Annotated in this window: 9 protein-coding genes; all 9 read right to left on the bottom strand. The window is 72.6% G+C overall.

What is annotated here, in order from left to right; translation table 11 throughout:
* Positions 1–55: 55 nt before the first annotated feature.
* Positions 56–2401: an alpha-xylosidase gene (yicI, locus tag ACIGQF_RS01350; RefSeq protein WP_399703892.1), complete on the bottom strand. Its 2346-nt coding sequence runs from the start codon at positions 2399–2401 to the stop codon at positions 56–58.
* 31 nt (positions 2402–2432) lie between these two features.
* Positions 2433–3254: a carbohydrate ABC transporter permease gene (locus ACIGQF_RS01345; RefSeq protein WP_399703889.1), complete on the bottom strand. Its 822-nt coding sequence runs from the start codon at positions 3252–3254 to the stop codon at positions 2433–2435.
* 6 nt (positions 3255–3260) lie between these two features.
* Positions 3261–4160, bottom strand: coding sequence for a carbohydrate ABC transporter permease (locus ACIGQF_RS01340; RefSeq protein WP_399703886.1), 900 nt, complete (start codon positions 4158–4160; stop codon positions 3261–3263).
* 7 nt (positions 4161–4167) lie between these two features.
* On the bottom strand, positions 4168–5394 hold the full coding sequence (locus tag ACIGQF_RS01335) for an extracellular solute-binding protein (RefSeq protein WP_399703883.1): 1227 nt from the start codon (positions 5392–5394) through the stop codon (positions 4168–4170).
* Between the two features lie 101 nt (positions 5395–5495).
* Positions 5496–8486, bottom strand: coding sequence for a glycoside hydrolase family 3 C-terminal domain-containing protein (locus ACIGQF_RS01330; RefSeq protein WP_399703881.1), 2991 nt, complete (start codon positions 8484–8486; stop codon positions 5496–5498).
* An 87-nt stretch (positions 8487–8573) separates the two neighbouring features.
* On the bottom strand, positions 8574–9587 hold the full coding sequence (locus ACIGQF_RS01325; RefSeq protein ID WP_399703878.1) for a LacI family DNA-binding transcriptional regulator: 1014 nt from the start codon (positions 9585–9587) through the stop codon (positions 8574–8576).
* A gap of 149 nt (positions 9588–9736) precedes the next feature.
* Positions 9737–10258, bottom strand: a complete 522-nt coding sequence (locus ACIGQF_RS01320; protein ID WP_399703875.1) for a pyridoxamine 5'-phosphate oxidase family protein — start codon at positions 10256–10258, stop codon at positions 9737–9739.
* Positions 10255–11694 carry a purine-cytosine permease family protein gene (locus ACIGQF_RS01315; RefSeq protein ID WP_399703873.1) on the bottom strand — a complete coding sequence of 480 codons (1440 nt, stop codon included), beginning with the start codon at positions 11692–11694 and terminating at the stop codon, positions 10255–10257. Before ACIGQF_RS01315 ends, ACIGQF_RS01320 begins: the two co-directional genes overlap by 4 nt.
* Before the next feature lie 60 nt (positions 11695–11754).
* A complete protein-coding gene (locus ACIGQF_RS01310; RefSeq protein ID WP_399703869.1) occupies positions 11755–12771 on the bottom strand; it encodes an ROK family protein in 1017 nt (338 codons plus the stop codon).
* Between the last annotated feature and the right edge of the window lie 15 nt (positions 12772–12786).

Genomic DNA, 12786 nt, shown 5'->3' with positions numbered 1-12786 from the left:
ACGTACCACCGGCCCTGTAAGGGGACCACCGGCCCCTTGTGAACCGGGAACCGGGTCAGCAGTCCGCCGCGCCGAGGTGTGCCGACAGCTCCCGGACGCCCGGGTCCGCGGTCAGGACGGTGCCGGACCCGGTCAGGAGGACGTGCCAGGGGCCCGGGGCCCCGGTCGCCTCGACACGGAGGTCCGAGCCGTCCCGGCGGGTACGGAAGACGGCCTCGGGGGTGCCGTCCGGAGCCGGGACGCGCGTGGTCACCGTGTCGCCGTCGCGGAGCCGGTGCACCCGCAGGGTCACGTCGCGCCGCCAGTCGTAGACCGCGCTGTCGGGCACGCTCCCGAAGGGGAGGACGGAGCCGGGGCGTGCCAGCAGGGGCAGGCTGTCGAAGCCGTACCGCTCGCGCCGCCAGCCGGGGCCCCGGACCCGTTCGCCGGAGAGCAGGTGGGTCCACTCGCCGTCCGGTACGTAGTACTCCACGGTGCCGTCGGCGCTGAGTACCGGCGCCACCAGGAGGTCGTCGCCGAGCATGTACTGCCGGTCCAGGGTGTGGCAGGCCGGGTCGTCGGGGAACTCCAGGAGCATCGCGCGCATCACGGGCGTGCCGTGGGAGGCCGCCTGCTGGGCGGCCCGGTACAGGTACGGCATCAGCCGGTGCTTGAGCCGGGTGAAGTCGCGGGTGACGGCGACGGCCTCCTCGTCGAAGTCCCACGGCACGCGGTACGAGGTACTGCCGTGCAGCCGGCTGTGCGAGGAGAGCAGTCCGAACTGCACCCAGCGCTTGAAGACCTCCGGGCTCGGCGTGCCCTCGAAGCCCCCGATGTCGTGGCTCCAGAACCCGAAGCCGGAGAGGCCCAGCGAGAGCCCGCCGCGCAGCGACTCGGCCATCGCGCCGAAGGTGGACTCGCAGTCGCCGCCCCAGTGCACGGGGAACTGCTGGCCGCCGGCGGTCGCGGAGCGCGCGAAGAGCACGGCCTCGCCCTCGCCCCGCTCGGCGGAGAGTGTTTCGAAGACGGTGCGGTTGTAGAGGTGGGTGTAGTAGTTGTGCATCCGGGCCGGGTCGGACCCGTCGTGCCACACCACGTCGGTGGGGACGCGCTCCCCGAAGTCGGTCTTGAAGCAGTCGACGCCCTGGCCGAGCAGCCCGCGCAGCTTGTCCGCGTACCACTCGCGCGCCCCGGGGTGGGTGAAGTCCACCAGCCCCATGCCGGCCTGCCACATGTCCCACTGCCACACACTGCCGTCCGGTCTGCGCACCAAGTACCCGAGGCGGGCGGCCTCCTCGAACAACGGGGACTTCTGCGCGATGTAGGGATTGATCCAGACGCAGATCTTCAGCCCGTCGCCATTGCCGTCGTCGTCCCTGTTCCCGTTCCCGTCGCCATCGCCGTGTTCGCCCTTGAGGCGCCGCAGCATGCCCTCCGGGTCGGGGAAGACCTCCGGGTCCCAGGTGAAGTCGCACCACTGGTACGCGCGCATCCAGAAGCAGTCGAAGTGGAAGACGCCGAGCGGGATCTCGCGCTCGGCCATGCCGCGTACGAAGCGGGTGACGGTCGCCTCGTCGTAGGAGGTGGTGAAGGACGTGGACAGCCACAGGCCGAACGACCAGGCGGGCGGCAGCGCCGGGCGGCCGGTCAGCGCGGTGTAGCGGTCCAGGATCTCCTTCGGCGACGGGCCGTGGACGAGGTAGAACTCCAGGCTCTGGTCCTCGACGCTGAACTGGACCCGGCCGACCGCTTCGGAGCCCACCTCGTAGGAGACATGGCCCGGGTGGTTGACGAAGACGCCGTAGCCGCGGTTGGTGAGGTGGAACGGTACGTTCTTGTAGGCCTGCTCGCTGGCCGTGCCGCCGTCCGCCTGCCAGATGTCGACGCGCTGCCCGTTGCGGGTGAACGGCGTGAAGCGCTCGCCCAGCCCGTACACCAGCTCGCCGACGTCCAGGGAGAGCTGGGCGAGGGAGTGGTGCGCGCCGTCGGGCGTCGTCGCGAAGCCCGTGCCGCGCGCCGCGACCGAGGTGAGGGTACGGCCGCCGGCGGTGAAGTCCAGCCGGTACGGTGCCGCCGTGTCGACCCGCAACGACAGCCCTCCGGTGGTCAGTTCGAGCAGCGAGCCGTCGCGGTGGACCTTGCCGGCGGGGGTGCCGTCCGGGCCGGTGCGCAGGGCGAAGTGCGGGCCCCGGTCGGCCGTGCCCGCGTGATGGGTGGCGCGGACGCCGATCACCCCCTCGGCGGGCGAGAAGCACTCCACGGTGAGCAGCGGTGCGTTGAGTGTGTCGCCGCGGTGCCGGACGTGGCGTACGGCGGCGTAGAGGGTGAAGCGGTCGTCCGTGACGCGGGTGTCTGTGATCTCGGTGGCGTACGAGGCGTCGACGCCGTCCCGCATCAGCCAGTAGCCGTCGGTGAACTTCATCGGATGAGGTGCCTTCCCTGTCGCGCGGTGGCTACTTGACGGAGCCGCCGGCGATGCCCGCGGCGATGTACTTCTGGGCGACGACCAGCAGGACCGCCGCGGGCACCGCGGACAGCACGGCCGTCGCCATGACCGCGCCCCAGTCGCTGACATGGGCGCCGACGAACTGGTAGATGCCGAGGGTGACCGGCTTGACGTCGTCGGTGGTGTTGAGGGTCAGCGCGAACATGAAGTCCGACCAGGCGAAGAGGAACGTGAACAGCCCGGCCGTGATGAGCGCGTTGCGGGACATCGGGAGCACGATGCGGACGAAGGCGGTGAAGCGGTTCGCGCCGTCGACCAGGGCCGCTTCGATCACCTCGGCGGGCAGGGACACCATGAAGGCGCGCAGCAGCACGATGGAGAACGGCAGCCCCAGCGAGGCATCGGCCAGGATCAGCCCGAGGTAGGAGTTGACCAGGCCCAGCTCCGCGTACGCGCTGTACAGGGCGTTGGCGATGACGATGCCCGGCACCATCTGCGTGATGAGTGTGGTGAAGACGACGGTGCGGCCGCCGCGCAGCGCGGACTGCGCCAGCCCGTACGCGGCGGGTGCCGCCAGCGCCAGACAGACGGCGACGGCACCGAGCGCGACGACCAGGCTGGTGAGCATCGACCGGCCCTGGCTCTCCAGCGCGAGCCGGAAACTCGCCAGGCCCGGGTCGCTCGGGAACCAGCCGACCGCGATGCCCGAAGCGGGCTGCAGCGCGGTGTTCACCATCCAGTACACGGGGAAGAGCAGCACGGCGAGGATCAGCAGCGCGGCGGCGGTGTTCCAGGCGCCGCGCAGCCGGCGGCCGGATGACGGGATCATCGGAGATCACTTCCCCTTGCCGAAGTCGGCGCGGTTCGCGCGCAGGTACAGCACGGCGAAGACCGCGCTGACCAGGATGAGGACGGTGCCGACGACGGCACCCTGGCCGAAGTCGAGCCGTAGGAAGGACAGTTGATAGGTGACGGTGCCCAGGGTCTGGGTGGCGTCGGCCGGCCCGCCCCCGGTGAGCGCCAGGATCAGGTCCAGGATCTTCACCGTCGACATGAAGCCGAGCACGAGGACGACGGTGATCACGGGCCGCAGCATCGGCAGGGTGATGCTGCGGAACGCCCGCCAGGGACGCGCCCCGTCCAGCGCGGCCGCCTCGTACAGCTCGCGCGGTATCTCCTGGAGGCCCCCGTAGAGGATGACCATGTTGAAGGGGATGCCGATCCAGATGTTGACCAGGACGGCGGAGACCAGCGCCACGCTCGGACTGCTGAGCCACGGCACCCCGCCGTCCACCGGCCCGACGGCCTGCAGCGCGGTGTTCAGGACGCCGTGCTCCTGATCGAGGATGCGCCGCCACACCACCGCCGACACCACCATGGGCACCAGCCACGGCAGCAGCAGTACGGCCCGGATGGGCCCCGCGAGCCGGAAGCGCCGGGAGAAGAAGACGGCCAGCGCCAGCCCGATGGTGAACTGGCCGGCCAGCGACCCGGCCGTGAACAGCGCCGTGTGCCACAGCGCGTCGGTGAAGAGCGGATCGGAGAGCACCGCACGCCAGTTGTCGAGCCCGTTGAAGGGGGCCTCGCCGGTGAAGTAGGTGGTGGGCGTGTAGTGCTGGAAGCTCATCAGCAGATTGCGCACCAGCGGGTAGCCGAAGAAGGCCGCCATGTAGACGAGTGCGGGGGCGATGAAGAGCCAGCGCAGGAGGGCGGGACGCCGCGTGAGGGAGTTCATGCCGCGCTCACTTCCCCGCCGACGCCTGCTGCTGGGCCCGTTGCAACGCCTGCCCGGGGCTGCTCCGGCCGGTCAGTACGGACTGGAAGGCGCCCGCGAGGGCGTCCCCCACGACAGGCCACCGGGTGCCGACCCGGGCGGTGCGGGAGCGAGCCGTGGCGACCAGCTCGGTGAACGGCGCCAGCTTCGGGTTCCGCTCCGCGTAGCTGCGGGCCGCGGCGGTACGGGTGGGCACGTTGTTGGTGGCCTGCCCCCAGGCGAGCTGATTCGCGGGGGTGTTGAGGCAGTTCAGGATCTTCGCCGCGTTCCGCTCGCGCTCCGGGGTGTCGCTCTTCGGTACGGTCATGACGGTGCCGCCGATGGGCGCGACCGCGGTGCCGCCCGCCTTCGGCACGGGAATCGTGGCGACGGCCCACTTGGTCCTGTGCTGCGCGGCGAGCACCGGCACCTGCCACGGGCCGTTGATCATCATGGCGGCGCGGCCCGCGACGAACTGGTCGTTGACGTCCTGCTGGTTCCAGTTCACCACGGCCTTGGAGACCGAGCGGTCCGCCACCAGCTGCTGCCACAGCCCCAGCGCCGCGGTGCCGCCACCGCCGTCGAGCCGGGCCTCGTCCCCGCCCGCGGACCAGAAGAACGGCAGGAACTGGTAGACCCCGTCGGCGTCCGGACTGGCGCTGAAGGCCAGCCCGTAGGTGCCGTCCCCGGTGAGCTTCCGTGCGGTGGCACGCAGCTCCGCCCAGGTGCGGGGCGGCTCGACACCGGCCTTCGCCAGCAGGTCGGGGTTGTAGTACAGCGCGAGGGAGTTGGCGGAGCGCGCCACGCCGTACCGGGTGCCCTGATAGGACCCGAGGGAGACGGCGCTGCGGGAGAAGCCCGCGGCGGCCACGCCGAGGCCGGACAGCGGCCGCAGGCCGCCGGTCAGCGCGAACTGCGGCAGCTCCGAGCCGTCCAGCTCCAGGATGTCGGGGAGCGAGTGGGAGGACGCCATCCGCAGCGCCTTGGAGGACACCTGGTCGGCGGGGACGCTGAGCTGTTCCACGCGCAGGCCCAACGGCCGGGCGCAGCGGTCGAAGAACTTCTGGTTCTTGTGGTGTTCGGCGGTGTCGGTCGCCGAGTTGAGCACGGTGACCGTGCCGGGGTCCGGCGCCGCGGCGCACCCGGTGAGACCGAGCGCGCCCGTGGCGACCGCCGTGACCACGGCGAGCACGGGTCTTGCTGCGCGGGAGTGCATGGTGGGTTCTCCGTTTCGGCGGCGGCTCTGAGGGGTGCGACGGCTGTGGGAGGTGCGACGGCTTCGGTAGGCAGGGGAGCCGGAGGGGCAGGGCAGGCGCGTCAGCGCAGCGAGAACGTGCTCAGCCGCATCGCGCCGGAGAAGACCAGGTAGACGTCGTGCCGGCCGCGGGCGCCGCGCAGCCGGGCGGTGACGGTGGCGTACGTGTACCGGCCGCCGGTGCCGGTCACCTCGGCCGTCCCGGCCACCGGCCCGTCCGGTGCGCCGAGCCGTACCTGCACGGTCCCGCCGCCACCGTCCTCCCTCGCGACACGAGCGGTGAACGTCCGGGCTCCGCCGCCCAGTTCGGCGTCGTGGAAGACGATCCAGCCACCGTCCCCTGCAGCGCCGACCGCATCCCCGCGCGCTCTGCTCTCGTCGACGATCCGGACGCCCCGGTAGTCGTCGAAGTCAGCGGCGCGGGTGGTCCTGGCCAGGTCCCGGGCCGGGACGGTCTCGCCGTCGACGCGGAGCGCCGTACGCCCCCGGATGTCCCGCGACGACGCGCCCACCAGCACGTCGTGGACGCTGCTCTCCACGACCGTGCGGCCGCGGGTGACGTCCCAGTGGGCGAGGTCAGCGGCGCGCAGCGGCAGCCGTACGGTGGTGCTCCGCCCAGCTTTCAGGTGGACGCGGGCGAAGCCGCGGAGCTGCTTCAGCGGCTGTTTGACGCGTGAGGTCCGCTGGTGGGTGTAGAGCTGCACGACCTCGTCGCCGTCCCGCTCGCCGGTGTTGGTCACCCGCACGGAGACGGTGACCGTGCCGTCGGCGTCCACCCTGCGGGCGGACAGCTCGGGCCGGCCGTAGCGGAACGCGGTGTAGGACAGGCCGTGCCCGAAGGGGTACAGCGGCTCGCCCCGGAAGTAGAGGTAGGTGCGGTCCGAGGCGATGATGTCGTAGTCCAGCATGTCCGGCAGATCGTCGGCGGAGCGGTACCAGGTCTGGGTGAGCCGCCCGGCCGGATTGTGGTCGCCGAACAGCACGTCGGCCACGGCGTGCCCGGTCTCCTGGCCCGCGTGCGTGGTCCACACGATCGCCGGGACGCGCCGCCGCTCCCGGCCGGCCGTCACCGGATAGCTGGTCTCCAGGACGACCACGGTGCGGGGATTGGCCGCGCGCACCGCCTCGACCAGCGCCGACTGCCCGGCGGCCAGCCCCATGTCCGTACGGTCGTGGTCCTCGCGGCCGTTGATGCACGGCATGCTGCCGACCACCACGACCGCGGCGTCGGCACCGCGCACCGCCTCGACCGCGTGGGCGACACCGCCGCGCACGGTCTCCACCTCGTACCGGGCGGCGTCCTCCCGGGTGGCCAGCCGCAGGGTGCCGTCGCCGTCGGCGCCGAGGTACTTCTTGTCGCCGAACCAGTCGGCCGCGGTCTCGTACCCCGCGTAACGGATCAGCCGGGTGCCGGTGCCGTCGTCCGGCTCCTCCAGGACGAACTGCTGCTGCACGTACCAGCCGTTGGGCTGCGCCTGGTCGTTGCGGAACGCCGTCCCGTCGTAGCCGACGTACTTGCCGTTGGCCACGCTGCGCAGCGTCACCACGCCCTGTCCCCAGTCGAAGACATCGAACCGTCCGGTGTCGCCCGCGCTGCCGCCCGCCTCTCCGAGCACGGCCCCGCTCTCGCCGCCGCCCCCGGTGAGGTAGGCACCCGTCGCGGTGTTGCGGAACGCCACCCGGTCCACGCCTTCGCTGGTGGTGACGGTCGCGGCGGAGCCGAGCCGCTCCCTGACGGCCTGGAGCGGGGTGACCTCGTACGGGAGGGTCCCCGAGTACCAGTCGGTGTAGAGGGTGTCGGCCAGCGGACCGATCACGGCGACCTTCCTCACGGCCCCCGCGTCCAGCGGCAGCGTCGCGTGGTCGTTCCGCAGCAGGACCACCGCCTCGCGGGCGGTCTCGCGGGCCAGCGCACGGTGTGCCGGGCTGTCGATGACCGATCTGCCGATCGTCGCGTACGGGCCGCCGCCGGGGTCGAACTCGCCGAGCCGGAACCGGATGCCGAGCAGATGCCGGACCGCCGTGTCGATGTCGGACTCGTCGATCAGCCCGTCCGCCAGAGCCGTGCGCAGCGCCTTGACGGTCTTCGCCGGGTCCGCGCTGTCGGAGGTGAAGCTGTCGATACCGGCCCTGAGCGCGGCGGCGTCGCCCTCCGCCAGGGTGGGGTAGTAGTCCTGGTTGCCGGGGAGCAGATTGTTGGGCGCGTCCGCGTCGGTGACATGGAAGAGGTCCTTCTTCGCCCACTTGCGCACGGTGTCGTTCAGGTCCGGATGGACCGTGGCGGGACGGCCGTTGACCAGGTTGTACGCGGACATCACACCGGTCACCGCATCGGCGCTGAGGGCCGGGCGGAAGGCCGCCTCGTCGTACTCCTTCAGGACGCGCGGGCGGAGGACCGAGTCGGAGGTGGTGCGGCGGGTCTCGGTGTTGTTGGCCAGGTAGTGCTTGATCGTGGGCGCCGTCTTGAGGTGGTCCGGGTCGTCGCCCTGCAGGCCCTTGCCGTAGGCGGTGGACATGACACCGGTCAGGTACGGGTCCTCGCTGTACCCCTCCTCGTTGCGGCCCCAGCGCGGATCGCGCAGCAGGTTGACCACCGGCGCCCACAAGTTCAGCCCCCAGCCCGCCGGCCGGTCGTGCTGGAAGCCGCGTGCCTCGTCGCCGACGGCTGAACCCACGCGGCGAATCAGGGCGGGGTTCCAGGTGGAGGCCAGGCCGAGGGCCTGCGGGAAGACGGTGGCCGGGCCGAGCCAGGCGACCCCGTGCAGCGCCTCGGTGCCGGTGCGGAACGGCCGTATGCCGAGTCGCGGGATCCCCGCCTGGTACTGGTGCAGCAGGGAGACCTTCTCGTCCGTCGTCAGTCTGCGGAGCAGATCGCCGACACGCTCCTTGAGGGGCAGCTCCGGATTCCGGAAAGGATGACCGGAACTCGTGGTGGCACGGGGAGGCGCGGCCGCCGCCGGACCGGCTCCGGCCAGATCCAGGCCGGCGGCCAGGGGAGCGGCCGCCAGGCCGAGGGCGAGCACGTCACGTCGGGAAAGACCCTGGGGCTTCACTGGACTCCTTCGAGTCGAAGCGCTTCGATGAACGGTGCGTGGTGCCGGTGAGGAGCGGAACCGGAGACCGGCCGGGGCCGGCCGCCGTCAAGCAGTGCTCGTACGAGGCGCGGTGCTCGCCCGTTCGGTCAGCCGCGGCGGCAGCAAGGTCGCATCGGGCACCTCCCGGCCGTCGAGCTTGGCCATCAGCAGCTCGACGGACCGTTCACCCACCTCGGCGGCGGGAATCGCGACGGAGGTCAGCGGCACCGCGGCCCCTTCGGCGAACTCGTCCGGACACAGCGCGATCACCGACAGATCCTCCGGTACGCGCAGCCCGGCACCCCGGAACGCCTCCAGCAGCGGGCCGAGCGCCGGCTCGTTGTGCACGACGACCCCCGTCAGATCCGGGTGTTCGCGCAGCAGCCGGTCGACCGTCTCGCGCGCGGCCTGCGCCCCGGGCGCGCACGGCAGCACGGCCGAGGACATGCCGTACCGGTGTGCCGCGGCAGTGAACCCCGCCGCCGTCCGCCGCGCGAAGCCGGTACCGCGTACGTACACCTCCGGCGGCGAACCCAGCAGTGCCACACTGCGGTGCCCGAGCCGGGCCAGGTGCGCGACGCACTCCTCGCCCGTCGCCGTGAAGTCCAAGTCGATACAGGTCAGCCCCTCGGCCTCGGCGGGGAACCCGATGAGCACCGAGGGCAGCCCCAGGGAGCGGAGCAGCGGCACCCGGGCGTCGTGCAGTTGGACGTCCATCACCACCAGCGCGTCCACCAGCGCACTGTCCGCCACCCGGCGCAGCCCGTCCTCGCCCTCCTCCTGCGTCAGCAGCAGCACGTCGTGATCGTGCGTGCGGGCCGTGGTGACCACGGACGCAGCGAACTGCATCTGCACGGGCACATGGATGCCACTGCGCAGCGGCATCACGAGCGCCACCACATTGGACCGGCTGCTGGCCAGCGCCCGCGCCCCGGCATGCGGGCGGTACCCCAGCTCGCGGATGCTCTCCTCGACACGGCGCTGGGTGGCAGCCGAGATGGACCGCTTCCCGCTGAGCACGTACGACACCGTGCTCGGCGACACCCCGGCGCGCCGCGCCACATCCGTGATCTTGACCATCCCGCTCTCCTCGCTACCGCGCCCCCCGGACCGGCGTATCGAACCGTTTCGACAACGGGCGTCGAAGCGATTCGCCGGGGAACAGTAGGGAGGGGGTGGGGGAGTGTCAATGGTGTGAACGCCGGGTTTCCCGAGGCGCTTTCACCCGCTCAGGGCGCCGCCAGCGCCGTGCTGAACGGTACGGATACGCGGTACGGGACCGACGGGCCGTGGGCCGGGTGGGCGTCGGGGTGGAGGAGGGAGTAGGTGTGGACTGTCGCGCGGTACATGCGTTGGGGGGCCGCGTCGAGGAACTCCGCCGCGCTTCGGGTCTTGCGGGCCCGGAGTGCCGGGTCGGGGTAGCGGTGGGTGTAGAAGGTGGCCAGGGCTGCGGGGAGGTCCGCCTCCGGGACGGTTTCCGCCGTGGCCGCCGCGTACAGGGCCTGGCCGTCGGCGTCCGCTGCGCGTGAGTCGTAGACCAGGAGTGAGACGGCGGCGTTCGCCGTGATGTTGCGTGAGTGCACCGCGTCGGACGCCGAGTACCAGTAGAAGCGGTCGGCGTCGTCCCAGGCGTAGGTGACGGGCACCGCCCACGGCACGCCGTCCGGGGAGGCGGTGCCCAGGGTGAGGTAGCGGTTGGCGCGCAGGAGCCGGGCGGCGGTACGGCAGAGGTCGTCGTGCACGGAAGTCATGGTGTGCTCCTCGGATCTGCGGTGACGGCCGGTGCGATCGGGGCCCCGTCCGGCCGGTGGCGCGCGCCGAGCCGCGCCACCGCCCCGTACCCGGCGGCCGCCGAGACCAGGCCGACGGCCCAGGCCAGGTCGGTGCCGCCCAGGGCGTGGGCGACCGGGCCGGTGTAGGCGGAGGTGTGCATGAAGGGGATCTGGAGGGCGAAGCTCGCGGCGTAGACCAGGAGCGCGGGGGTGCGGAAGCGGCCGTAGATGCCGCCCGCCGGGGCGAAGAAGGAGGCCACGTCGTACGTGCCGCGCCGGACCAGGTAGAAGTCGACGAGGTTGATGGCGGTCCACGGGATCAGGACGTACTGGAGGACCGAGAGGAAGTCGGTGTAGGAGGCCAGGAAGGAGCCCTGGAAGGCCAGCGCCATGGTCAGGCCGGCGGCCAGCGGGGCGGCGATCAGGAGGGTGCGGGTGGCGCGGCCGGGCAGCCAGCGGTGCCGGAACGTCTGGACCGCGGTCACCAGGCAGAGCGCCGTGCCGTAGAGGTTCATCGAGTTGATGTGCACGACGACGGCGGCGAAGCCGAAGAGGACGACGGCGGACAGCGTGCCGCCGAGGACCGCGGCCAGACCGCTCATCGTGTCGTCCGCGACGGCCAGGCCCATGACCACGCCGAGCAGCATCGGCAGTGCGCTGCCCAGCACGCAGCCCCAGTAGGTGCACCACAGAGTGGCGCGGCGCCCGGCCGTGTCGGACGGCATGTAGCGGGTGTAGTCCGAGACGTACGGCGCGTAGGCGATCTGGAGGAGGACGCCGGTCGCGGCCATGCCCACGAAGCCGGTGAGGGAGAAGTCGCTTTCGCCTGCGGCCCGTTGGAGTACGTCCTGTGCGGTCAGGACGCGTACGGCGCAGAGCGCGAGGAGGAGCAGGGCGAGCGCTGTCGCCCAGCGGCCGACCCGGTGGATGAGGTCGTGGCCGACCGTGGCGACGACCAGGCCGGCGATGGCGCACACCACCAGCCAGGCCGGGACGGACAGCGCGGGCACGACGTGATGGAGGGCCTGCCCGGCGATGACGAGGTTGGAGGCGAACCAGCCCGCGTACATGAAGACGACCAGCACGGTCACCAGCAGCGCCCCGTGGCTGCCGAACTGGCCCCGGCTCTGGATCAGTTGGGGTACGCCGAGTCTCGGCCCCTGGGCGGCGTGCAGCGCCATGAGGAACCCGCCGGCGAGGTTGCCCAGCAGGACGGCGGCGATGCCGGGCCACAGGCCGAGGCCGAAGACGACCGGCGCGAGGGTGCCGGAGACGAGGGTGAGGGGGCTGATGTTCGCGGCGAACCAGAGGGCGAAGAGATCGCGCGGCCGGCCGTGCCGTTCGTCCTCCGGTACCGCGTCGATGGTGCGGCCCTCGATGAACCGGGCCGGGGAAGTGGGGCGTTGGCGCTTCATGGGGGCCTCTCGGTGCGGACGCCGGTGCCGGGTGCCGGCCGGGGCCGGCCCCGGCCCGGGTCAGGGGAGGGAGCCGGCGGGCGCGACGGGACCGGCGGCGGTGGTGCGCGCGGCCCGCAGCAGGTCCCAGGCGAGCAGGCCGGCGCCGATGCGGCCCGCGCGTTCGCCGAGCGCCGCACGCACGATGTCGGGCAGGACCTGGAAGGCCACCCGGCGTTCCAGGTGCCGCCGCAGCGGCACCAGCAGCTGATCACCCGCCTGGCTGACGCCGCCGCCCAGGACCAGCACGCCGGGGTCGAAGAGCGTGACCGCCGCCAGCAGCCCCTCGGCCATCGCGTCCGCCGCCTCGTCCCAGACCCGGGCGGCGGCCGCATCGCCCGCGGCCGCCCGGCGCGCCACCTCCGCCGCGGTCACCGCGGGCCCCGCGTCGCCGTGCGCCGCCCCGCGTGCGGCGGCGTACCGCCGGGCGATCGCGGCGCCGCCCGCGAGCGTGTCCAGGCAGCCGCGCTGCCCGCATCCGCACGGCTCGCCGCCGGGCCGCAGGACCAGATGGCCCAGCTCCGCCGAGCGCCAGTGGCTGCCGGCGAACGGCAGGCCGTCGAGCAGCACGGCGCCGCCGACGCCGGTGCCGACCGGGACGAAGAGCACCACGGGGTGGCCCCGGCCCGCGCCGAGCCGGGCCTCGGCGATGCCGCCGGAGCGCACGTCGTGGCCGAGCGCCACGGGCAGCCCGAGGCGCTCGGCGACCAGCCGCCGCAGCGGGACGTCCCGCCACTTGACGACCGAGGAGAACACCACCGTGCCGGCGTCCTCGTCGACCAGCCCGCAGGAGGCGATGCCCGCGGCGCGCACCGTACCGCCGCCGGCTTGGGCCTCGGCCACGGCCTGCTCGGCGTGGTCCAGTACGGCCGCGAGCACGGCGTCCGGGCCGTCGGCCGGGCGGGTGGCGGAGCGGCGCTCGCCGGTGACGGTGCCGTCCGGGGCGACCAGCGCGGACTTGACGACCGTGCCGCCGACGTCCAGTCCGAGCACCCGGTCGGCGCCCGCCACGGGCGCCTGCTCCTCGGTACGGTTCACGGCGCCTCCTGATCA

It is taken from the genome of Streptomyces sp. NPDC053560 (genome assembly GCF_044544605.1).
Taxonomy (GTDB): domain Bacteria; phylum Actinomycetota; class Actinomycetes; order Streptomycetales; family Streptomycetaceae; genus Streptomyces.
The sequence above is the reverse complement of the archived record's forward strand: the minus strand, read 5'-3'. Positions and strand labels throughout refer to the sequence as shown.